This is a genomic window from Micromonospora sediminicola (genome assembly GCF_900089585.1).
Taxonomy (GTDB): domain Bacteria; phylum Actinomycetota; class Actinomycetes; order Mycobacteriales; family Micromonosporaceae; genus Micromonospora; species Micromonospora sediminicola.
In genome coordinates this window covers 4,071,780-4,097,935 of record NZ_FLRH01000003.1, presented here as the reverse complement: position 1 = coordinate 4,097,935, position 26,156 = coordinate 4,071,780, and the positions used below count along the sequence as shown (strand labels likewise).

Here is a 26,156-nt window from a genome sequence, read left to right as displayed (position 1 = left end):
GCCCCGGACCTCTGATCCCGATACGGAGCGGCCCGATGCCCACTGAGGAAGAGTTCCTCGACTACCTCCGGCGCGCCACGGCCGACCTGCGTGAGGCGCGGCGGCGCGTGCGCGAGGTGGAGGCCAAGGACCGCGAGCCGATGGCCATCGTGGGCATGGCCTGCCGCTACCCGGGCGGGGTGCACGGTCCGGACGCGCTGTGGCAGCTCGTCGCCGACGGCCGCGACGGGGTGGGGAACTTCCCGACCGACCGGGGCTGGGACCTGGAACGGCTCTTCTCCGTCGACCCGGACGACCCCGGCACGTCCTCCACCGACAAGGGCGGCTTCCTCTACGAGGCCACCGCGTTCGACCCCGCGTTCTTCGGCATCTCGCCGCGCGAGGCGCTCGCCATGGACCCGCAGCAGCGGCTGCTGCTGGAGAGCACCTGGGAGACGTTCGAGTCCGCCGGCCTGGACCCGCAGCGGCTGCGCGGCAGCCGCACCGGCGTGTTCGCCGGCGTCATGTACCACGACTACGCCTCCCGGGTGGTCGACCTCCCGGAGGGCGTCGAGGGCTACCTCGGCACGGGCAACTCCGGCAGCGTGGTGTCCGGCCGGGTGGCGTACACGTTCGGGCTGGAAGGACCCGCCGTCACCATCGACACCGCCTGCTCCTCGTCGCTGGTGGCCGTGCACCTCGCCGTGCAGGCGCTGCGGCAGCGCGACTGCGACCTGGCCCTGGCCGGCGGCGTCACCGTGCTCTCCACCCCCGGCGTCTTCGCCGAGTTCTCCCGCCAGCGCGGCCTGGCGGCCGACGGGCGGTGCAAGTCGTTCGCCGCCGCCGCCGACGGCACCGGCTGGGCCGAGGGCGTCGGCATGCTGCTGCTGCAACGCCTCTCCGACGCGCAACGCGACGGCCGGCACATCCACGGCGTCATCCGCGGCAGCGCCGTCAACCAGGACGGCGCCAGCAGCGGCCTCACCACCCCCAACGGGCCCAGCCAGGAACGGGTGATCCGGCAGGCCCTCGCCAACGCCCGGCTGTCCCCGGCCGACGTGGACGTGGTGGAGGCGCACGGCACCGGCACCACGCTCGGCGACCCGATCGAGGCGCAGGCGCTGCTGGCCACGTACGGGCAGGACCGCGACGGGCGCGACCCGCTCTGGTTGGGGTCGGTGAAGTCGAACCTGGGGCACACCCAGGCGGCGGCCGGCGCCGCCGGGATCATCAAGATGGTCCTGGCGATGCGGCACGGGGTGCTGCCCCGCACGCTGCACGTGGACGAGCCGTCCCCGCACATCGACTGGTCCGCCGGCGCGGTCGAGCTGCTCACCGAGGAACGGCCGTGGCCGGCGTCGGACCGGCCCCGCCGTGCCGCCGTCTCCTCGTTCGGCATCAGCGGCACCAACGCCCACGTCATCGTCGAGCAGCCACCGGCCGTCGAGGAGCCCGAGGCCGGCACCCCGCCGCCGGTCGCGCCGGTGCTGCTCTCCGCCCGCAACCCCGACGCGCTCGCGGCGCAGGCCCGCCGCTGGGCCGACCACGTGGCCGCCGACGACACCGCCCGCCCGGTCGACCTGGCCGCCGCCTCGCGGCGCCGCGCCGGGCTGGACGCCCGGGCCGTGGTGCTCGCCGCCGACCGCGACGAGCTGCTCGCCGGGCTGCGCGCGCTCGCCGCCGACGAACCCGCGCCGTCCGTGGTCACCGGCACCGCCGCGCCGCGCGGCCGGGTCGCGTTCCTCTTCTCCGGGCAGGGCGCGCAGCGCGCCGGCATGGGCCGCGACCTGTACGCGGCGTTCCCGGTCTTCGCCGCCGCGCTCGACGAGGTCTGCGCCCACCTCGACCCGCTGCTGCCGCAGCCGCTGCGGCCGGTGCTGTTCGGCGACGACGACCTGCTGCACCAGACGCAGTTCACCCAGGCCGGCCTGTTCGCCGTCGAGGTGGCGCTGCACCGGCTCGCCCGCTCGTTCGGGCTGGTCCCCGACCTCCTGGTCGGCCACTCGATCGGCGAGCTGGCCGCCGCGCACGTCGCCGGCGTGCTGTCGCTGCCCGACGCGGCCGCGCTGGTCGCCGCCCGGGGCCGGCTCATGCAGGCGTTGCCGGCCGGTGGCGCGATGCTCGCCGTGGCCGCCGGTGAGACGGACGTGACCGCGTCGCTGGCCGGCGTCGACGGGCGGGTCGGCGTGGCCGCCGTCAACGGCCCCGCCGCCGTGGTCGTCTCCGGCGACGCCGAAGCGATCGACGCGCTCGCCGCCCACTGGACCGACCGGGGTACGCCCACCCACCGGCTCCGGGTCAGCCACGCGTTCCACAGCGCCCTCATGGAGCCGATGCTGGCCGAGTTCGCCGCGGTCGCCGCCGGTCTGCGCTACGCCCCGCCGACCGTGCCGATCGTGTCCAACCTGACCGGCCGGATCGCCGAGCCGGAGCTGATCTGCGCCCCCGACTACTGGGTCCGGCACGTCCGGGAGGCGGTGCGGTTCGCCGACGCGGTGGACCGGCTCGCCGAGGCGGGCGTCGGGACGTACGTCGAGCTGGGCCCCAGCGGCGTGCTCACCGCCATGGCCGAGAGCTGCCTCACCGACCCGACGGCCGTGCTGGTGCCGCTGGTGCGCAAGGACCGCGCCGAACCCCGCGCCGTGCTGGAGGCGCTGGCCCGGCTGCACACCGAGGGTCTGACCGTCGACTGGGACGCGCTGCTCGCCGGCGCCCGCCGCGTCGACCTGCCCACGTACGCCTTCCAGCACGAACGGTACTGGCTGGAGCCGGTCGGGCGGCTCGCCGACGTGTCCGGCGCCGGCCTCGGCGCCGCCGGGCACCCGCTGCTCGGCGCCGCCGTCTCCGTCGCCGGCGAGGACATGGTGCTGCTCACCGGCCGGCTCGCCGCCGCCACCCACCCCTGGCTCGCCGACCACGCGGTCGGCGACGTGGTGGTGCTGCCCGGCGCCGCGCTGGTCGAGCTGGTCGTCCGGGCCGGCGACGAGGTCGGCGTCTCCCGGCTGCGCGAGCTGGCCATCGCCGCGCCGCTGGTGCTGCCCGCCGCCGGGGGCGTGCGGGTGCAGGTGCGGGTCGGTCCGGCCGACGGGGCGGGCGCCCGCGCGGTCACCGTGCACGCCCAGACCGAGGACGACCCGGACGCCGGCTGGGTACGGCACGCCGAGGGCGTCCTCGAACCCGCCGCCGCCGACGAGCCCGCCCTGCCGGCGTGGCCACCGACCACCGCCACCGAGATCGACCTGGACGGCTGGTATCCGACGCTCGCCGAGCACGGCCTGGCGTACGGGCCGGCGTTCCGCGGCCTGCGCCGGGCCTGGACCGGCGACGGCGAGGTGTACGCCGAGGTCGCCCTCCCCGAGGAGGTCGCCGACGGCGCGGCCGGCTTCGCGGTGCACCCGGCGCTGCTGGACGCCGCGCTGCACCCGATCGGGCTGCTGCTCGCCACCGACGGCGGTGGTCCGCGCGTGCCGTTCGCCTTCGAGGGCGTGCAGGTGCACGCCGCCGGGGCCACCGCGCTGCGGGTGCGGCTGTCCCGCGACGGAGGCACGGTGCGGCTGGTCGCCGCCGACGACGCCGGCGCCCCGGTCGTGTCGGTGGACGCGCTGGTCCTGCGGGAGATGACCGGCCTGACCGCCCCGGGCGCGGCGGCCCGGTCGATGTTCGAGGTGCGCTGGCAGCACGAGCCGGTCCCGCCCGTCGAGGACCTGTCCGGCTGGGCGGCGCTCGGCGCGCCGGTCGGCGGGCTGCCGGCGTACCCGGACGTGCCGGCCGCCGCCGAGGCGGGGGAGGAGACGCCGGGCAGGCTCGTGCTACCGGTGGCCGCGCCGTCCGGGGTGGACGTTCCGGAGGCCGTCCGGATGGTCGCGTCGGACGTGCTGGCGACGGTGCAGGCGTGGCTGGCCGCGGAGCCGTTGGCGGATTCGCGGTTGGTGGTGGTGACCCGGGGTGCGGTGGCGGTCTCGGACGACGACCGGGTGGTGGATCTGGCCGGTGCGGCGGTGTGGGGGTTGCTGCGGTCGGCGCAGTCGGAGCATCCGGAGCGGATCGTCCTGGCCGACCTGGACCGGGACGTCGACGCAGCGGTGTTGTCGGTGCTGGCCGCGGTGGTGGCGGACCTGCCGGTCACCGGCGGGCAGGTGGCGCTGCGCGGCGATGCCGTACTGACCCCCCGCCTGGTCCGCGCGGCGCTCCCGCCGGCCGCCCACACGACGCCGCCCGCAGACACGACGGCCGACCCGGTTCCGGCCGCCGACAGCCCCACTACCGGTGGCGGCGGGGCCGTGCCCGGCGGCACGGTGCTGGTGACCGGTGGCACAGGATCCCTGGGTGCGCTGGTGGCCGAGCACCTGGTGGCCCGACACGACGTACGGTCGCTGGTGCTGGTGTCGCGGCAGGGTCCGGCCGCGCCGGGTGCGGAGGTCCTTGTCGAGCGACTGACCGGGTTGGGCGCGTCGGTGTCGGTGGTGGCGTGCGACGTCACCGACCGGGACCAGGTGCACCGGCTGGTCGCCGAGGTTCCGGGTCGGCTCGCCGGGGTGGTGCACACCGCCGGCGTCCTGGACGACGGCGTGGTCTCGGCGGTCAGCCCGGACCGGCTGGCGAACGTGCTCGCCCCGAAGGCCACCGCCGCCTGGTGGTTGGACGAGGCCACCCGCGACCTCGACCTGGACCTGTTCGTGCTCTTCTCCTCCGTCGCCGGGGTGCTCGGCTCGCCCGGCCAGGCCGCGTACGCCGCCGCGAACGGTGTGCTCGACGCGCTGGCGGCGCACCGCCGGCAGGACGGCCTGCCGGCGGTCAGCCTCGCCTGGGGCATGTGGGACACCGGTGGCATGGCCGCGTCCCAGTCCGACGTCGACCGGGCCCGCTCCACCCGGGCCGGCCTCGCCGCGATGAGCCCCGAGGTCGGGCTGGAACTGTTCGACGCCGCGCTGACCGCCGGGCGGGCCACGCTCGTGCCGGCCGTCGTCGACGTACCGGCGATGCGGTCGCAGATCGTCGGCGGCCGGGTGCCGTCCCTGCTGCGCGCGCTGCTCGGCCCGGTCACCACCCGCCGCCAGGCCGGCCGGGGCAACTGGGCCGACCGGCTGGCCGGCCTCGACCCGCAGGAGGCCCGCGACCAGGTCGACGCGCTGGTCCGGGGCCTGGTCGCGCAGGTGCTCGGGCACGGCGGCGCGGACGCGGTGCCGGCCGACCGGGCGTTCCGGGAACTCGGGTTCGACTCGCTGACCGCCGTCGACCTGCGTAACCGGGTCAACGCCGCGACCGGGCTGCGGCTGCCGTCCACGCTGGTCTTCGACTACCCGACGCCGCAGATCCTCGCCGGCCAGGTGTACGCCGAGCTGGCCGGCGCCCGCGCCGACACCACCGCCGCGCCCGACACCGCCACCACCACCGGCCCGGACGAGCCGATCGCGATCGTCGGGATGGCCTGCCGCTACCCGGGTGGGGTGGACAACCCGGAGCAGTTGTGGGAGCTGCTCGCCGCCGGTGGGGACGGGATCTCGGAGTTCCCGGCCGACCGGGGATGGGACCTGGAATCGCTGTTCGACCCGGACCCCGACCACAGCGGCACCTCCTACACCCGCCACGGCGGCTTCCTCTACGGTGCGCCGGAGTTCGACAGCGGCTTCTTCGGCATCAGCCCGCGTGAGGCCCTCGCCATGGATCCGCAGCAGCGGCTGCTGTTGGAGACGTCGTGGGAGGCGTTCGAGTCCGCCGGCCTGGACCCGGCGACGCTGCGCGGCTCGCGTACCGGCGTGTTCGCCGGCGTGATGTACCACGACTACGCCTCCCGCCTGATGGAGCTGCCCGCCGAGGTCGAGGGCTACATCGGTACCGGCACCTCCGCCAGCGTGCTGTCCGGCCGGGTGGCCTACTCGTTCGGCTTGGAAGGTCCGGCGGTCACCGTGGACACCGCCTGCTCGTCGTCGCTCGTCGCGCTGCACCTCGCCGCGCAGGCGCTGCGCTCCGGCGAGTGCGACCTCGCGCTCGCCGGCGGCGTGACCGTGATGGCGACTCCGGGGACGTTCATCGAGTTCTCCCGCCAGCGCGGCCTGTCCCCGGACGGCCGGTGCAAGTCGTTCGCCGCGTCCGCCGACGGCACCGGCTGGGGCGAGGGCACCGGCGTCCTGCTGGTGCAGCGGCTCTCCGACGCCCAGCGGGAGGGCCGCCGCGTCCTCGCCGTGGTACGCGGCACCGCCGTCAACTCCGACGGCGCGTCCAACGGACTCACCGCCCCCAACGGGCCGTCGCAGCAGCGGGTGATCCGGCAGGCCCTCGCGAACGCGCGGCTGGGCACCGCCGACGTGGACGCGGTGGAGGCGCACGGCACCGGCACCACCCTGGGTGACCCGATCGAGGCGCAGGCAGTGCTCGCCACCTACGGCCAGGAGCGGGACACCCCCGTGCTGCTCGGGTCGGTCAAGTCGAACCTCGGGCACACGCAGGCCGCCGCCGGCGTCGCCGGGGTGATCAAAATGGTCCTCGCCATGCGGCACGGCATCGTGCCCGCGACGCTGCACGTGGACGAGCCGTCCCCGTACATCGACTGGACCGCCGGGGCCGTCACCCTGGCCACCGCCGCCACGCCCTGGCCCGACCGGGACCGGCCCCGCCGGGCCGCCGTGTCGTCGTTCGGCATCTCCGGCACCAACGCCCACGTCGTCCTCGAACACACCCCCGAACCCGCCGCCCCGGCCGAGTTCCGGCCCGGCGCCGCCACCGACGCCGGCGTCGTCGCGCTCGCGCTCTCCGCCGCCGACCGGGCCGCGCTCCCCGAACAGGCCGCCCGGCTGCGCGCCCACCTCGCCGCCTACCCCGAGTACGGACCGGCCGAGGTGGCTTACGCGCTGACCGCGACCCGGGCGGCGTTCCCGCACCGGGCCGTCGTCCTCGGCCAGGACCCCGACGACCTGGTCCGCGGCCTCACCGCCCTGGTCGACGGCGACACCGTGCCGACAGTGGTCACCGGGACCGCGCTGCGCAACCCGGCGCCCGTCTTCGTCTTCTCCGGCCACGGCGGCCACTGGCCCGGCATGGCCGTCGACCTGCTGGACAGCTCACCCGTCTTCGCCGCCTCCATCGCCGAGTGCGAAGCGGTCCTCGCGCCGTGGGTCGACTGGTCGCTCACCGACGTGCTGCGCGGCGCCGACGGCGCGCCACCCCTGGTCGCCTCCGGCGTGGTGCAGCCCGCGCTCTGGGCCGTGATGGTCTCCCTGGCCCGGCTGTGGCGGTCCCTCGGCGTACGCCCGGGCGCCGTGGTCGGGCACTCCCAGGGCGAGATAGCCGCCGCCTGCGTGGCCGGCGCGCTCTCCCTCGAGGACGCCGCCCGCATCGTCGCGCTGCGCAGCCAGGTGCTCGCCGACATCGCCGGCCGGGGCGGCATGGCCTCCGTCGGCCTGCCCGCCGACCGGGTCGAGCGGATGCTGCGACGCTGGGACGGGCGGCTCTGCGTGGCCGTGGTCAACGGTCCCGGATCGGTGGTGGTCGCCGGCGACCCGGACGCGCTGGCCGAGCTGGTCGCCGCCTGCACCGCCGACGACGTGCGGATCCGCCCGCTCGACGTCGACTACGCCTCCCACTCGCCGCACGTCGAGGCCGTCGCCGACCGGCTCCTGGACAGCCTGGCCGACATCACCGCCCGCCCGGCCGAGGTGCCGTTCTACTCCGCGCTCACCGGCCTGCCCACCGACACCACCACGCTCGACGCCGACTACTGGTACCGCAACCTGCGCCAGACCGTGAACTTCGAGCAGGCCGTCCGGACGTTGCTCGCCGACGGGCACCAGGTGTTCCTGGAGATCGGCCCGCACCCGGTGCTCAGCTTCGGCATGCAGGAGACGATCGACGACGCCGAGCACGAGGCCGCCGTGGTGAACACGCTGCGCCGCGACGCCGGCGGCTGGCCCCGGCTCCTCACCGCGCTGGCCGAGCTGCACACCCGCGGCGTCGGCGTGGACTGGACCGCGGTCTGCGGCGTCCCCGCCGGACCGGCCGTGCCGCTGCCCACGTACGCCTTCCACCGCCAGCGCTACTGGCCCGACTCGCCGGTGCGCACCGGGCCGGTGGCGGCCGTCGAGGACCAGGCCGACCGGCAGTTCTGGGACGCCGTCGAGCGGGCCGACGCAGACGCGCTCGCCGCCGCCCTGGACGTCGACGGCACCGAGGCGCGGGCGCTGGGGGAGGCGCTGCCGGTGCTCGCCGACTGGCGGCAACGCCGGCGCGACGAATCCACCGTGGACGCCTGGCGGTACCGGGTCCGGTGGGCGCCGCTCACCACCGCACCGACCGCCCGGCTCGCCGGCACCTGGCTGCTCGTCGCGCCGGCCGCGTACGCCGGTGACGCCCTGGTCGGGCAGGTCGTGGCGGCCCTCGGCGAGGCCGGCGCCGGTGTCGTCCCGGTCACCGTCGACGAACCCGACCGGACGGCGCTGGCCGCACAGCTGGCCGGGCTCGACGACATCACCGGCGTGCTCTCGCTGCTGGCGCTCGACGAGACCGGCCATCCGGACCACCCGGTGGTGCCCGCCGGGCTCGCCGGCACGCTCGCCCTCGTCCAGGCCCTCGGCGACGCCGGCGTCACCGCCCCGCTGTGGTGCGCCACCCGGGGCGCCGTCAGCACCGGCCGCGCCGACCCGCTCGACCACCCGTGGCAGGCCCCGGTCTGGGGGCTGGGCCGGGTCGTCGCGCTGGAACACCCGGACCGCTGGGGCGGCCTGGTCGACCTGCCGGCCGTCCTGGACCGGCGCGCCCGGGGCCGGCTGGCCGTCGTCCTGGCCGGCGTCGGCGACGAGGACCAGCTCGCCGTACGCCCCTCCGGGCTGTTCGGCCGCCGGCTCGCCCGCGCCGGCGGCGACAGCCCGCCGGACGGCGGCGGCTGGCGGCCCGCCGGCACGGTCCTGGTCACCGGCGGCCTCGGCTCGCTCGGCGCGCATGTGGCCCGCTGGCTGGCCCGTGACGGCGCCGCGCACCTCGTGCTCACCGGCCGGCAGGGCCCGGCCACCCCCGGCGCGGCCGAGCTGGAGGCGGAGCTGACCGCGCTCGGCGCGACCGTCACGGTGGCGGCCTGCGACGTCGCCGACCCCGACTCCCTGCGCGACCTGGTCGACCGGCTCGACGTCCGGATCGACGCGGTCTTCCACGCGGCCGGCGTCGCACACGCCGGACCGCTCGACGCCACCGGCCCGGCCGAGCTCGCCGACGGCCTGCGCGCCAAGGTGGCCGGTGCGGTCAACCTCGACCGGACCTTCGGCGACGACGTGGCCGCGTTCGTGCTGTTCTCCTCCGGCGCCGGCGTCTGGGGTGGCGGCCTGCAGGGCGGGTACGCCGCCGGCAACGCGTTCCTCGACGCGCTCGCCGAGGACCGGCGCCGGCGCGGCCGGCCCGCCACGGCCGTGGCCTGGGGGGCCTGGGACGGCGGCGGCATGATGGACACCGAGGGCGCCGCCGACCAGATGTTCCGCTCCGGCGTCCGGCCGATGCGCCCCGAGCTGGCGGTCGCCGTGCTGGCCCGGGCGCTGGCCCAGGAGGAGGTCACGCTCGCCGTGGCCGACATCGCCTGGGACCGGTTCCACCAGACGTACGCGCTGGCCCGCCCCCGCCCGCTGATCGAGGAGCTGCCCGAGGTCGCCCGACTCCTCGCCGCCGCCCGCACCGACGACGAGCCGGCCGAGGCGTCCCCGCTGCGCGGCCGGCTCGCCGGCCTGGCCGCGCCGGAGCGCCGCCGGGCGTTGCTGGAACTGGTCCGGATGCACGCCGCCGCCGTGCTCGGCCACGCCTCCGCCGAGGCGGTCGGCGCGGACCGGCCGTTCCGTGACATCGGCTTCGACTCGCTGAGCGCGGTGGAGATGCGTAACCGCATCGCCGAGGCGGTCGGGCTGCGGCTGCCCGCCACCCTGGTCTTCGACCGGCCCACCCCGGACCTGCTCGCCGGCTGGCTGGCCGACCGGATCCTCGGCGTCACCGAGGCCGCCGCCGCGCCCACCCGGGCCGTCGCCGCGCTGGACGAACCGATCGCCGTGGTGGCCATGAGCTGCCGCTACCCGGGCGGGGTCGACAGCCCCGAGGAGTTGTGGCGGCTGGTCGTCGAGGGCCGCGACGCCATCGGCCCGTTCCCCGCCGACCGGGGCTGGGACCTCGACGCCATCTACGACCCCGACCCGGACGCCCCCGGCACCTCGTACGCCCGCGAGGGTGGCTTCGTCACCGACGTCGGCGGCTTCGACGCCGGCCTGTTCGGCATCTCGCCCCGCGAGGCGCTGGTGATGGACCCGCAGCAGCGCCTGCTGCTGGAGACCGGGTGGGAGCTGTTCGAACGGGCCGGCCTGCCGCCGGACGGGCTGCGGGAGAGCGGCACCGGCGTGTTCGTCGGCACCAACGGGCAGGACTACGCCACGCTGCTGATGGCCGCCCGGGCCGAGACGGAGGGCTACCAGGCCACCGGCAACGCGGCGGCCGTGGTCTCCGGCCGGCTCTCCTACACCTTCGGGTTGCAGGGTCCCTCGGTCACCGTGGACACCGCCTGCTCGTCGTCGCTGGTCGCGCTGCACCTCGCGGTGCAGTCGCTGCGCGCCGGCGAGTGCGACCTCGCGGTGGCCGGCGGCGTGACCGTGATGGCCACGCCCGGGCCGTTCCTGGAGTTCGCCCGGCAGCGCGGCCTCGCCGCCGACGGCCGGTGCAAGTCCTTCGCCGGGGCCGCCGACGGCACCGGCTGGGGCGAGGGCGCCGGCCTGGTGCTGCTGCAACGGCTCTCCGACGCCCGCCGCGACGGCCGGCGGGTGCTGGCCGTGGTGCGCGGCTCGGCGACCAACTCCGACGGCGCCTCGAACGGCCTCACCGCGCCGAACGGGCCCGCCCAGCAGCGGGTCATCCGGCAGGCGCTGGCCAACGCCGGGCTCACCCCGGCGGACGTGGACGCGGTCGACGGGCACGGCACCGGCACCCGCCTCGGCGACCCGATCGAGGCGCAGGCGCTGCTGGCCACGTACGGCCAGGACCGACCCGCCGACCGGCCGCTGCTGCTCGGCTCGGTCAAGTCCAACATCGGCCACACCCAGGCCGCGGCCGGCGTCTCCGGTGTGATCAAGATGGTGCTGGCGTTGCAGCACGGCGTGCTCCCGCCGACGCTGCACGTGGACGAACCCACCCCGCACGTCGACTGGTCCGACGGCGCGGTGGCGCTGCTCACCGAGGCCCGGCCCTGGCCGGAGACGGACCGCCCCCGGCGGGCGGCGGTGTCCGCGTTCGGGGTGAGCGGCACCAACGCCCACGTCGTCCTCGAGGCGGCCCCACCGGCCGGGGACACGCCGGAGCGGGAGGACATCCTCCGCCCGGCGCTGCCGCTGCTGCCGTGGCCGCTCTCCGCCGCCGACGAGGACGGGCTGCGCGCCCAGGCCGCCCGCCTCGCCGCCCGGCTCGCCGGCCCGGCCGCCACCGAGCCGGCCTCGACTGGGCCGGCCGCCACGGGCGACGGGACCGCAGCGGCCGGCGACGGCGCCGCCCCGGTCGGATGGACGCTCGCCACCGCCCGCTCCCACCTGCGCCACCGCGCGGTGCTGGTGGCCGCCGACCCGGACACCCGACTGGCCGCGCTGCGCGCCCTGGCCGCCGGGGAGAGCCACCCCGCCGTGCACCGCGACGTCGCCGCGTCCGGCGGCACGCTCGCCGTGCTCTTCTCCGGGCAGGGCGCCCAGCACGCCGGGATGGGCCGGGAGCTCTACCAGGCGCTGCCCGCCTTCGCCGAGGCGCTCGACGAGGTCTGCCAGCACCTCGACGCGCACCTGCCCCGCCCGCTCAAGAGCGTGCTGTTCGCGCCCGAGGGCAGCGCCGAGGCCGCGCTGCTGGACCAGACCGCCTTCACCCAGGCCGGGCTCTTCGCCGTCGAGGTGGCGCTGCACCGGCAGCTCACCGACTGGGGGGTACGTCCCGACCTGGTCGCCGGGCACTCGGTCGGTGAGATCACCGCCGCCCACGTCGCCGGGGTGCTCACCCTGGCCGACGCGTGCACGCTCGTCGGCCAGCGCGGCCGGCTCATGCAGGCGCTGCCGGCCGGCGGCGGCATGCTCGCCGTCGCCGCCGGCGAGACCGAGGTGACCGACGCGCTCACCGGCCACGCCGACCGGGCCGCGATCGCCGCGGTGAACGGTCCGGCCGCCGTCGTGGTCGCCGGCGCCGACGACGCGCTGGCCGCGCTCGCCGACCACTTCACCACCCTCGGCGTACGGGTGAAGCGGCTCGCCGTCAGCCACGCGTTCCACAGCCCGCTGATGGAGCCGATGCTGGCCGAGTTCGCCACCGTCGCCGCCGGCCTCGCCTACGCCCCGCCGACGGTGCCGCTGGTGTCGAACCTGACCGGTCGGGTCGCCGACGCCGACCTGGTCTGCACCCCCGACTACTGGGTCCGGCACGTCCGCGAGGCGGTGCGCTTCGGCGACACCGTCACCCACCTGCGCGACCTCGGCGTGGGCACGCTGCTGGAGATCGGCCCGGACACGGTGCTCACCGCGCTGGCCGCGGACGCGCTGCCCGACGGCGGCCCGCTGGTCACCGGCGTGCAGCGCCGCGGCCGCGACGAGGTCGACGCCCTGCTCGGCGCGCTGGCCCGGCTGCACTGCCACGGCGTGCCGGTGGACTGGGCCGCGCTGCTGCCCGCCGCCGAGCCGGTCGACCTGCCCACCTACCCGTTCCGGCGCCGGCGGTACTGGCCGGTCGGCGACGGCGAACTGGTCGGCGTGGCCGCGCCGGCCCTCGCCGACCCGGTCGACGACGCGTTCTGGCAGGTCGTCACCGCCGGCGACGGCGACGCCCTGGCGACCCGGTTCGGCGTCGACCCCGACCGGCCGCTGCGCGACCAGCTCCCCACACTCGCCGACTGGCACCAGCGGCGACGCGCCGACGCGGCCGCCGACGGCTGGCGCTACCGGATCACCTGGCCCCGGCGGCAGCTCACCGCCGGCCCCGCCGCCGGTGACTGGCTGCTCGTGACGTCCGACGACGCGGCCGACGCGGCGGGCCGGATCGCCGCGCTGATCGGCGACCACGGCGGCGACGCCCGCGTGCTCACCGTCGACCCGGCCACCGTCACCCGTGCCGAGCTGGCCGACCACCTGCCGGACGGGCCGACCCGCGTCGTCTCGCTGCTCGCCCTGGACGAGCGCCCGCACCCGGACCATCCGGCCGTGCCGGCCGGACTCACCGGCAACCTGACCCTCGTCCAGGCCGTCACCGACGCCGCGCCCACCGGACCGCTGTGGCTGCTCACCCGGCAGGCGGTCAGCACCGGCGCGGGCGACCCGCTCACCCGCCCCGCCCAGGCCACCACCTGGGGCCTGGGCCTGGTCACCGCGCTGGAACACCCGGCGCACGCCGGTGGGCTGATCGACCTGCCGGCCGATCTCGACGGCGGCGCCGGGGACCACCTGATCCGGGCGCTGACCAACGCCGACGGCGAGGACCAGCTCGCGGTCCGCCCGTCCGGCGTGCACCTGCGCCGACTGACCCGCGCGCCCCGCCCCGACCGGCCGGACACGCCGGCCTGGCAGCCCCCCGACACCGTGCTCGTCACCGGCGGCACCGGCGCCATCGGCCGGTACGCCGCCGGCTGGCTCGCCCGGCACGGCGCCCGCCGGCTGATCCTGGTCAGCCGGCGCGGACCGGACGCCCCCGGCGTCGCCGACACCGTCGCCGAGCTGGCCGACCTCGGCGCGCACGCCCGCGTGCTCGCCTGCGACCTGGCCGACCGGGCCGCCGTCGCCCGGCTGGTCGACGCGCTGCGCGCCGACGGCGAGACCGTACGGGCGGTGGTGCACGCCGCCGGCGTCGGCCGGCTCAACCCGCTGCGCGCGGTCACCACCGACGAACTCGCCGACGTGGTCTCCGGCAAGACCGCCGGCGCCCGCCACCTCGACGAGCTGCTCGACCCGGAGCCGCTGGACCTGGTCGTCTACTTCTCCTCCATCGCCGCCACCTGGGGCGTCGGCGACCACGGCGCGTACGCGGCGGGCAACGCCTTCCTCGACGCCTGGGCGCAGTCCCGCCCGGCGGGTCGGGCCCGGGTGGTGTCGGTCGACTGGGGACCGTGGGCTGGCGGCGGCATGGTCAGCGACGACCACGCCACCGCGATGAGCCGGCGCGGCGTCACCCTGCTGGACCGGGAACCGGCGATGGCCGCGCTGCGCGCCGCGATCGAGGGTGACGGCCCGGTGCTCACCGTCGCCGACGTCGACTGGGCGCGCTTCGCCCCGGTCTTCGCCGCCGCCCGACCCCGCCCGCTGATCGCCGACCTGCCCGAGGTGGCGACGCCGGCCGCCGGGACCGACCCGGCCGACACCGGCGGCACGGAGACGCTCGCCGCGCTGCGCAAGCGCCTGGCCGACCTCACCACCACCGAGCAGAACCGGCTGCTGGTGGACCTGATCCGGGCCGCCGCGGCCGAGGTGATCGGCCACGACAGCCCGTACGCCCTCGACGCCGACCGGCCGTTCCGGGACCTCGGGTTCGACTCGCTGACCGCGGTGGAGCTGCGCGGCCGGCTGGTCCGGCTCACCGGCCTCGCCCCAGCCAGCTCGGTGGTGTTCGACTACCCGACCCCGCAGGCCCTCGCCGAACACCTGCGCGCCCAGCTCGTCGACGAGGCGTCGGTGGGCGAGCTGCCCACCGGCGAGGAGCTGGACCGGCTGGAGGAGGCGCTCACGCTGCGCGAGCGCGACGACCTCGGCCGGGTGCGGATCACCATGCGGCTGCAACGGCTGCTGGAACGCCTCGGCGCCGACGAACCGGACGAGCCGGCCGGCGACGTGGCCGACCGGTTGCGGACGGCCAGCAACCAGGAGCTCTTCGACCTTCTCGACCGCGATCTCGGGCTGTCCTGAGGCACGCGTGGCACACCAGGGAGCGAGATCGACCATGGCGGACACGGCAGTGGGCAGCACCGGACCGGCGGGGGACGAGCAGCGACTCCGGGAGTACCTGACCCGGGTCGTCACCGAGCTGCACCAGACCCGCCAGCGGTTGCGCGAGGTCACCGCCCAGGAGTCCGAGCCGGTCGCCGTGGTGGCGATGAGCTGCCGCTACCCCGGCGGGATCACCACCCCGGAACAGCTGTGGCGGTTCGTCGCCGACGGTGGCGACGCGATCGGCGACTTCCCCGCCGACCGGGGCTGGGACCTCGACCTGCTGCACCACCCCGACCCGGAGAACGCCGGCACCTCGTACACCGCCTCCGGCGGGTTCCTGACCGACGCCGGGCAGTTCGACGCCGCGCTGTTCGGCGTGTCCCCCCGCGAGGCGGTCGCCATGGACCCGCAGCAGCGGCTGCTGCTGGAGGTCACCTGGGAGCTGTTCGAACGGGCCGGCGTGGCGCCGCTGTCGCTGCGCGGCAGCCGCACCGGTGTCTTCGTCGGCACGTCCGGGCAGGACTACGCCGCCGTGCTGCACCGCGCGCCGAACGCCGAGGGGTATGTGCTCACCGGCACCGCCGCCAGCGTGGTCTCCGGCCGGCTCGCCTACACGTTCGGCCTGGAGGGACCGTCGATCACTGTGGACACCGCCTGCTCGTCGTCGTCGGTCGCGGTGCACCTGGCCTGCCAGGCGCTGCGGGAACGTGAGTGCGGGCTGGCGCTGGCCGGCGGCGCGACGGTGATGGCCACCCCCGGCCCGTTCGTCGAGTTCTCCCGCCAGCGCGGCCTGGCCGCCGACGGGCGGTGCAAGTCGTTCGCCGCCGCCGCCGACGGCACCGGCTGGTCCGAGGGCGTCGGCATGCTGCTGCTGGAACGGCTCAGCGACGCCCGCCGCAACGGCCACCCGGTGCTCGCGGTGATCCGCAGCTCGGCGGTGAACTCCGACGGCGCGTCCAACGGACTGACCGCCCCGAACGGCCCCTCCCAGCAGCGGGTCATCCGGGCGGCGTTGGCCGGCGCGAAGCTCACCCCCGACCTGGTGGACGTGGTGGAGGCCCACGGCACCGGCACCGTGCTCGGCGACCCGATCGAGGCGCAGGCGCTGCTGGCCACGTACGGGCAGGACCGGTCCACGCCGCTGCTGCTCGGGTCGGTCAAGTCGAACCTCGGCCACTCCCAGGCCGCCGCCGGCATCGCCGGGATCATCAAGATGGTCCACGCCATGCGGCACGGGATCGTGCCGGCCACGCTGCACGTCGACGAACCCACGCCGCACGTCGACTGGACCGCCGGCGCGGTCCGCCTGGTCACCGAGCCGACGCCGTGGCCGGCTGTCGACCGCCCCCGCCGCGCCGCCGTCTCCTCGTTCGGGATGAGCGGCACCAACACCCACCTGATCCTGGAACAGCCCACCGAGGAGGCCACCGCGCCGGCCACCCCGGCCGACCGGACCGCGCCGGTGCTGGTCACCGGCCGGACCCGCACCGCGCTGCGCCAGCAGGCCGCGCGCTGGTCCGCGCGCCTGGCCGCCGACCCGGCGCTCGCGCCGGCCGACGTCGCCTGGACGTCGGTGGTGTCCCGCTCGCCGCTGGAGCACCGCGCCGTGGTGCTCGCCGCCGACCGGGACGAGCTGGCCGCCGCGCTGGACGCGCTCGCCGACGACCGGCCCGCCCCGCAGCTCGTCACCGGGGCCGCCCGGGAGGCGGGCGAGGTGGCGTTCGTCTTTCCCGGCCAGGGTTCGCAGTGGACCGGCATGGCCGCCGACCTGCTCGCCACCGCCCCGGTGTTCGCGGCGGAGCTGACCGCGTGCGCGCAGGCGCTGCGCCCGTACGTGGACTGGTCGCTGCTCGACGTGGTGCGCGGCGTACCGGACGCGCCGTCGCTGGCGCGGGTGGACGTGGTGCAGCCGACGCTGTTCGCGGTCGGGGTGTCCCTCGCCGCGTTGTGGCGGTCCTACGGTGTGCACCCGTCGGCGGTGGTCGGTCACTCGCAGGGTGAGATCGCCGCCGCGTACGTGGCCGGCGGGCTCAGCCTGGACGACGCCGCCGCGGTGGTGGCGTTGCGCAGCCGGGTCATCGCGGAGCTGGCCGGTGACGGTGGCATGGTGTCGGTGGCGACCACCGCCGACGAGGCCACCGAGACGATCGGTCGGTGGGACGGGCGGGTCGCGCTCGCCGCGGTGAACGGGCCGACCTCGGTGGTGGTCTCCGGCGACGCCGCCGCCCTGGACGAGCTGGTGGCGCACTACGAGTCCGGTGGGGTGCGGGTACGGCGGGTGCCGGTGGACTACGCCTCCCACTCCGCGCACGTCGAACCGCTGCGCGAGCACCTCCTGGCCCGGCTCGCCGCCATCGAACCCCGCACCGGCACCGTGCGGTTCCGCTCCACTGTGACCGGTGACTGGACGGACACCGCCGGCCTCGACGCCGACTACTGGTACCGCAACCTGCGCGAGACGGTCCGCTTCGACGACGCGGTCCGTGACCTCGCCGCCGCCGGGTACCGCACGTTCGTCGAGGTCAGCGCGCACCCGGTGCTGACCATGGCGGTGCAGGACAGCGCCGAGGCCGTCACCGGGCCGGGCGCGGTCACGGTCACCGGCAGCCTGCGCCGCGACGAGGGCGGCCTCGACCGGTTCCACCGGTCCCTCGCCGCCCTGCACACCGCCGGGACGGCGGTGGACTGGCGGCCCGCCTTCGCCGGCCACCCCGGCCGCCTCGTCGACCTGCCCACCTACCCGTTCCAACGGCAGCACTACTGGGTACCCGCCGGCGAACCGGCCGCCCCGGCCGTCGCCGCCGGCCTGCTCGACCACCGCTTCTGGGACGCCGTCGACCGCGCCGACCTGGACGCGTTGCGCGACACCCTGGCGGTCGACGACGACGCCGACGCGGACGAGTCGCTGCGGACGCTGCTGCCCGTCCTCGCCGGTTGGCGGCGGCGGCAGCAGGAGCACGGCCGGCTCGACGGCTGGCGCTACCGCGTCGAGTGGCAGGCCGCCGGTGAGCCCGCCGCCGCCCCGCTGGACGGGACGTGGCTGCTGGCGCTGCCCGCCGGCCACCAGGACGACCCGGCCGTCACCGCCGTGCGCGACGCGCTCGCCGCCGCCGGCGCCGACGTGCGTCCGCTGACCGTGGCGCCCGACGGCGACCGGACCGCGCTCGTCGCCGCGCTCACCGAACGTCCCACGCCCGCCGCATCCGCCGCCCCCGCCGCGTCCGACCGGGCTCGCGTCGCCGACACCGAGGCGGCCGACGCCGATCCCGCCGGGTCCGCCGGCGGCGCCGTCGCCGGCGTGGTCTCGCTGCTCGCGTGGGAGCCGGCGGACGGTGCGCTCCTGCCCGGCCTGGCCGCCACGCTCACCCTGACCCAGGCCCTCGGCGACGCCGGCCTCGACGCGCCCCTGTGGCTGGTCACCCGCAACGGCGTCGCCGCCACCGCGTACGACCGGGGCACCGACCCCGGCCAGGGTGCGCTGTGGGGACTCGGCCGGGTGGTCGGCGTGGAGGCCCCGCACCGCTGGGGCGGCCTGGTCGACCTGCCCGCCGCGCCCGACGCCCGCGCCGCCGGCCGGCTCACCGCGCTGCTGGCCGCGCCGCCCGGCGAGGACCAGATCGCGGTACGCGGCCCCGGCGTCCTGGTCCGCCGCCTGGTCCGCGCGCCGATCGGCGACCGAGCCCCGGTACGCCGGTTCACGCCCACCGGAACCGTCCTGGTCACCGGCGGCACCGGCGGCCTCGGCGCGCGCGCCGCCCGCTGGCTCGCCGAGGCCGGTGCCGAACACGTGGTGCTGGTCAGCCGGCGCGGCCCGGACGCGCCCGGCGCGGCCGACCTCGCCGCCGAGCTGCGCGACCGCGGCGCCCGGGTGACCGTCGCCGCGTGCGACCTCGCCGACCGGGACGCGGTCGCCGCGTTGCTCGACCGGCTCCGCGCCGCCGGCCCGCCGATCCGCGCCGTGCTGCACACCGCCGGGCTTCCCCAGACCACCCCGCTCGCCGACGTCACGCCCGCCGAACTGGCCGAGGTGACCGCCGGCAAGGTCGCCGGCGCGGCGCACCTGCACGAACTGCTCGCCGGCGACGACCTGGACGCGTTCGTCCTCTACTCGTCTATCGCCGCCACCTGGGGCAGCGCCGGACAGGCGGCGTACGCGGCCGGCAACGCCTACCTGGACACGCTGGCGCAGCGGCGGCACGGCGACGGGCTCGCCGGCACCGCGATCGCCTGGGGCTCCTGGGGCGAGGGCGGCATGCACGTCGCCGACTCCGACCGCGCGCTGCGCCGCCGCGGCGTGCCGCCGATGGACGCCGACGTGGCGATGAGCGCCCTGCGACAGGCCCTCGACCACGACGACGTGACGCTCACCGTCGCCGACGTGGACTGGTCCCGGTTCGCCCCGGCGTACGCCTCCGCCCGGCGCCGGCCGCTGCTGGAGGGCGTACCGGAGGCCAGGGCCGCGCTCGACGGCGGCGCTCCGGCCGACGACGCCGACGACGGTCCGGCCGCCGCCCTGCGGGCCCGGCTCGCCGGGCTGGGCGCGGCCCGGCGCGAGGAGACGCTCACCGACCTGGTCCGGGACCTCGCCGCCGACGTGCTCGGACACGCCGATGCCGCCGCGATCCCGCCCGGCACCGCGTTCCGGGACCTCGGCTTCGACTCACTGACCGCGGTGGAGCTGCGCAACCGGCTGGTCGCCGCGACCGGCCAGCCGCTGCCCACCACGCTGGTCTTCGACCATCCCAGCCCGGTGGCGCTGGCCCGGATGCTGCTGACCACGCTGCTCGGCGGCGAGCCGGCGCCCGCGTCGACCGACCCGGTGACCACCGTCGCGGGCGAGGAGGCGGTGGCCGTGGTGGCCATGGCCTGCCGCTTCCCCGGCGGGGTCAGCGACCCGGAAGGGCTGTGGCGGATCGTCGCCGACGGCGTGGACACGGTCGGGGACTTTCCCACCGACCGGGGCTGGGACCCGGACACGCTCGTCGACGTCGACCCGGCGGCGGCCGGCACCACGTACACCGACCAGGGCGCGTTCGTGCACGACGCGGGCGACTTCGACCCGGCCTTCTTCGGCATCTCGCCGCGGGAGGCCGCCGCCATGGACCCGCAGCAGCGGCTGCTGCTGGAGGCGTCCTGGGAGGCGATCGAGCGGGCCGGCGTGGTGCCGGAGTCGCTGCGCGGCTCCCGCACCGGCGTGTTCGCCGGCACCAACGGCCAGGACTACCGGGCGCTGCTGCTCGTCGCCGCCGACGAGGCGGCCGGCTTCGGCGGCACCGACAACGCGGCCAGCGTGGTCTCCGGCCGGGTGTCGTACGCGCTGGGCCTGGAGGGGCCGTCCGTGTCGGTGGACACCGGCTGCTCGTCGTCGCTGGTCGCGTTCCACCTGGCCGTGCAGGCGCTGCGCCGGGGCGAGTGCGACCTGGCCCTGGCCGGCGGCGTGACCGTGATGGCCACGCCGGGGCTGTTCGTCGAGTTCTCCCGCCAGCGCGGCCTGGCGGCCGACGGGCGGGTCAAGGCGTTCGCCGCCGCCGCCGACGGCACCGGCTGGGGCGAGGGCGTCGGCGTGCTGCTCCTGGAGCGGCTCTCCGAGGCCCGCCGCCACGGCCACCCGGTGCTCGCGGTGGTGCGCGGCTCGGCGGTCAACTCCGACGGCGCGTCCAACGGCCTGACCGCGCCGAACGGGCCGTCGCAGCAGCGGGTGATCCGGGCGGCGTTGGCGGACGCGGGGCTGTCCACCTCGGACGTGGACGTGGTGGAGGCGCACGGCACCGGCACCACCTTGGGTGACCCGATCGAGGCGCAGGCGGTCCTCGCCACGTACGGGCAGGACCGGGACACGCCGCTGCTGCTCGGCTCGGTCAAGTCGAACATCGGCCACACCCAGGCCGCCGCCGGCGTGGCCGGCATCATCAAGATGGTCCTCGCCATGCGCCACGGCGTCGTCCCGGCCACGCTGCACGTGGACGCGCCGTCGCCGCACATCGACTGGTCGGCGGGGTCGGTGGAGTTGGTGACCGAGGCCCGTCCGTGGCCGGTGGTGCAGCGGCCGCGTCGGGCGGCGGTGTCGTCGTTCGGCATCTCCGGCACCAACGCCCACGTGGTCGTCGAGCAGGCCGACGAGCCGGACACCCGATCCGTTCCCACTGCGCCGGGCCTGGTGGACACCGAGGTCACGGCCTGGCCGCTGTCGGCGCGGACCCGTACCGGCGTGGCCGCGCAGGCTGCCCGGCTGGCCGCGCACCTGCGCGCCGGGGACGACGTCGATCCGGAGGCGGTGGCCTGGTCCCTGGCGACGACGCGTTCGGCGTTCGACCACCGCGCCGCCGTGCTCGGCACGACCGGCCCGGAGCTGCTGGCCGGCCTGGACGCCCTGGCCTCGGGCACGCCGGCCGGGACCGTCGTGACGGGCTCGGTGGCCGAGCACGGGCCAGGCCCGGTGTTCGTGTTTCCGGGTCAGGGTGGTCAGTCGGTGCGGATGGCGGCGGGTCTGGTGGGCCGGTGCGCACCGTTCGACGCGCGTCTTGCCGAGTGTCAGCGGGCGTTCGCGCCGTATCTCGATGTGGATCTGGTGTCGGTGCTCACCGGTGCGGACGATGCCTGGTTGGAGCGGGTGGAGATCCTGCAGCCGGTGTTGTTCGCCGTGGGTGTGTCGCTGGCGCAGGTGTGGCGGGCGGCCGGTGTGCAGCCGGGTGTGGTGATCGGGCATTCGCAGGGGGAGATGGCCGCCGCCTGCGTGGCCGGGGTGCTGTCGCTCGACGACGCGGCGCGGGCGGTGATCCTGCGGGCGCGCGCGTTGTCCACCCTGGCCGGTTCGGGCGGGATGCTCGCGGTCGATCTGCCCGGGGCGGAGGTGGCCGCGCGGATCGAAGGGCTGGCGGGCACGGTCGTGGCGGTGGTGAACGGGCCTGCTCACGTGGTGGTGTCCGGCCCGCCGGACACTCTGGCCGATCTGCGGGAGTCGTGGGTGGCCGAGGGGGTGCGGGCGAAGCCGGTGCCGTTCGACTACGCCTCGCACAACCCGGCCGTGGAGCGGATCCGCGAGCGGATGCTCACCGACCTGGCGGGCCTGTCGCCGCAGCCGGGCGGTGTGCGGATGGTGTCGTCGGTGACGGGGGAGTGGGCCGACCCGCAGGGCATGGACGGCGGCTACTGGTACACCAACCTGCGTCAACCCGTCCGCTTCGATGCCGCGGTGCGCACGGCGATCGGGGCGGGGCACGCCACGTTCGTGGAGGTGTCCGCGCATCCGGTGCTCACGCTGCCGGTGACGGCGATCCTCGACGACACCGACACCACCGGCCACGCCCTGTCCACGTTGCGCCGCGGTGACGACGACGCGAGGCGGCTGTTGACCAGTCTCGCCACCGCCCACACCATCGGCCTACCCGTCGACCTCGGCCGGGTCCTGGCCCCCGCGCCCACCGTCGACCTGCCCACCTACGCGTTCGACCGGAAGCGCTACTGGCTCACCACCACCACCGTCCAGCCCGCGCACGACGTCGCCTCCGCCGGCCTCCAGGACACCGCGCACCCCCTGCTCAGCGCCGCGCTGCCGGTCGCCGACGACCAGACCGTGGTCCTCACCGGCCGGCTGTCCACGCGTACCCACCCGTGGCTGGCCGACCACGTCGTCGGCCGCACCGTGGTCGTCCCCGGCACCGCCGTCGCCGACATGGTGATCCGCGCCGGCGACGAGGTCGACGCCGGCCAGGTCGCCGACCTCACCCTGATCAGCCCGCTCGTGCTCCCGCCCACCGGCGCCGTCCAGGTGCAGGTCCGCGTCGGCGCGCCCGGCGACACCGGCGAACGCGCCGTCACGCTGCACTCCCGCCCCGCCGACGACCCCGCCGCCGAATGGACCCGGCACGCCGAGGGCCTGCTGACCCCGCAGGCCACCGAGCCGACGCCCGCACCCGGGGAGTGGCCGCCGGCCGGCGCCGTCGAGGTCGACGCCGACCTGGACGACTGGTACGCCCGCACCGCCGGCGCCGGCCTCACCTACGGCCCCGCGTTCCGCTGCCTGCACCGCGTCTGGCGACACGGCGACGAGGTGTACGCCGAGGTGACGCTGCCCGAGACGCAGGCCGCCGAGGCGTCCCGGTTCGGCCTGCACCCGGCGCTGTTCGACGCCGCCCTGCACGCCACCGGCCCCACCGCGCTGCTCGGCGCCCCCGCCGACGCCGGCAGCGGGTGGCTGCCGTTCACGTTCCGCGCGGTCACGCTGCACGCCCACGGCGCCACCCGGCTGCGGGTCACCATCCGCTCGCTCGGCCCGGACACCGTCGCCGTCACCCTCGCCGACCCGGCCGGCCGCCCGGTCGCCACCGTCGGGTCGCTGACGTTCCGGCCGGTCGGCGCCGGCCACGACGACGCGGCCGCGCTGCGCCGCACCTCCGTGTTCCACCTGGACTGGACCCCGCTGCCGTCCACCGACGCCCCGGCCCCGGCCCACTGGGCGCTGCTCGGCAGCAGTCCCGATGCCGCCGAGCTGGCCGACGCCGGCCACCGGGTGAGCACCCACCCCGACCTGGCCGCGCTCCTCGCTGCGGTGGACCGGGGCGACGACGTACCCCAGGTCGTGGTCGACCTGCGTGGCGGTCCGGCGACGCCGGACCCGGAGCGGGCCGACGCGGACGCCCACGACGCCACCCGCGACACCCTCGCCCGGATCCACCAGTGGCTGGCCGAGCCGCGCCTGGAGGCGGCCCGCCTGGTCGTGGCCACCCGGGGCGCGGTCGCCGCCGCGCCCGGCGAGGCGCCGCGCGACCTGGCCCACGCCGCGGTGTGGGGACTGGTCCGCTCCGCCCAGTCCGAGCACCCCGGACGGTTCACGCTGCTCGACCTCGACGACACCGCCGCCTCGCGGGCCGCGGTGCCCGCCGCGGTGGCGTCCGGCGAGCCGCAGCTCGCGCTGCGCGACGGCGCCGCCCTCGCGCCCCGGCTGGTCCGGGCCCGCGACACCGGCGTGCTGGCACCCCCCGCCGGCGGACAGCCGTGGCGGCTCGACGTGACCGAGACGGGCACGCTGGAGAACCTGGCGCTGCTGCCCGTCCCGGTCGGGGAGGGCGCGGTGCCGGCCGGACACGTCGCGGTCGAGATGCGTGCCTCCGGGCTGAACTTCCGCGACGTCGTGCTCGCCCTCGGCATGGTCCCCGACCAGCAGGTGCTGGGCAGCGAGGGCGCCGGCGTGGTGCGCGAGGTCGGCCCCGGTGTCACCGGGCTGGCCCCCGGCGACCGGGTGATGGGCATCTTCGCCGGCTCGTTCGCCACCGTCGCCGTCACCGACCACCGCATGGTCACCCGGATCCCCGACGACTGGTCGTACGCCGAGGCGGCCGGCGTCCCGGTGGTCTTCCTGACCGCCTGGTACGGCCTGGTCGAGCTGGCCCGGCTGACCGCCGGGGAGTCGGTGCTGGTGCACGCCGCCACCGGCGGTGTCGGCATGGCCGCCGTGCAGATCGCCCGCCATCTCGGCGCCGAGGTCTACGGCACGGCCAGCCCCGCCAAGTGGCCGGTGCTGCGGGCCACCGGCCTCGACGACGACCACATCGCCTCCTCCCGCTCCCTCGACTTCGCCGACGAGTTCCGCGCCCGCCGCGCCGGCCGCGGCGTCGACGTCGTGCTCAACTCGCTCGCCGGCGCGTACGTCGACACGTCGCTGCGGCTGCTCGACCGGGGCGGCCGGTTCGTCGAGATGGGCAAGACCGACCCGCGCGACCCGGCCCGCGTCGCCGCCGACCACCCCGGCGTCAGCTACCAGGGCTTCGACCTGATGGCGGCCGGCCCGGCCGTCGTCGGCCGGATGCTGGAGCGGTTGATGGCGCTGTTCGCCGACGGCGCGCTGCGACCGCTGCCGCGGCGCACCTGGGACGTCCGGCGCGCCCCCGAGGCGTTCCGCTTCCTCAGCCAGGCCCGGCACGTGGGCAAGCTGACGCTGAGCATCCCGCCCACGCCCCGGCTCGACGGCACCGTCCTGGTCACCGGCGCCACCGGCACGCTCGGCGCGCTGCTCTGCCGCCACCTGGTCGCCACCCACGGCGCCCGGCACCTGCTGCTGGTCAGCCGGCGCGGCCCGGACGCCGAGGGCGCCGACGAGCTGCTCGCCGACCTCAAGGCCGGCGGCGCGGAGGTGCAACTGGTCGCCGCCGACCTGGCCGACCCGGACGCCGTCGCCGACGTGCTGTCCCTGGTGGACGCCCGGCACCCGCTGCGCGCCGTGGTGCACACCGCCGGTGTCGTCGACGACGCCACCGTCGAGTCGCTCACCCCGGACCGGCTCGCCGCGGTGCTGCGTCCCAAGGTCGACGCGGCCTGGAACCTGCACCGCGCCACCCGGGACCACGAGCTGACCGCGTTCGTGCTCTACTCCGCCGCCGCCGGCCTGATGGGCGGCCCGGGCCAGGGCAACTACGCCGCCGGCAACGCGTTCCTCGACGCGCTCGCCGACCACCGGCGCTCCCTCGGTCTGCCCGGGGTCTCCCTGGTCTGGGGCCTGTGGGCCACGGCCAGCGGCATCACCGGCCACCTCGGCGCGGTCGACCGGCGCCGGCTGGAACGCAGCGGCCTGGTGGCGCTCACCGACGACGAGGCGCTGGCCCTGTTCGACGCCACCTGGCGCTCGGAACGACCCACCCTGATGCCCGCGCGGATCAGCACCCGCCCCACCGGCGGCCCGGTCCACCCGCTGCTCACCGCCCTGGTCCGGGCCGGCGCCCGACGCGGCGCCGTCACCGAGGCGGCCGGCGGCCCGGCGTTCGCCGACACGCTGCGCGGCCTCTCCACCGACAAGCGCGATCGCGCGCTGCGCGAGCTGGTGCTGACCCACGTCGCGGTGGTGCTCGGCGCCGGCGACCCGGACGCGGTGGAACCCGACCGCGCGTTCCGGGAACTCGGTTTCGACTCCCTCACCGCCGTCGAACTGCGCAACCGGCTCGGCGCCGCCACCGGGCTGCGACTGCCGGCGACGCTGGTGTTCGACAACCCGACGCCGGCCGCGCTCGCCGCGCACCTGGCCACCCGGATCGCCGTACCCGACGGCCCGGCCGACCGGTCGGCGGGTCTCGGGCCGGACCTGGACCGGCTGGAGGCGGCGCTGGCCGGGCTGGACCCGGACGACGAGGCCTACCGCGGGATCACCGAGCGGCTGCACGGCCTGCTGGACCGGCTGACCGCCCGGCAGGCCGACGCGGACGACGACGACCTGGAGTCGGCCACCACCGAGAACATCTTCGACCTGATCGACCGCGAGCTGGAGACGTCTTGAGCGACGGCCGCGACGACATCGGC

The 26,156-nt window shown here is 76.9% G+C and carries 2 protein-coding genes; both read left to right on the top strand.

Translation table 11 applies throughout. The features are described from left to right. Positions 1 to 35 precede the first annotated feature (35 nt). Positions 36 to 14,846 (top strand): type I polyketide synthase, encoded by a 14,811-nt coding sequence (locus GA0070622_RS19250; protein ID WP_091574859.1) that lies wholly within the window; start codon positions 36 to 38, stop codon positions 14,844 to 14,846. 7 nt (positions 14,847 to 14,853) lie between these two features. Next, positions 14,854 to 26,133 carry a type I polyketide synthase gene (locus GA0070622_RS19245; RefSeq protein ID WP_425412771.1) on the top strand — a complete coding sequence of 3,760 codons (11,280 nt, stop codon included), beginning with the start codon at positions 14,854 to 14,856 and terminating at the stop codon, positions 26,131 to 26,133. Positions 26,134 to 26,156 lie beyond the last annotated feature (23 nt).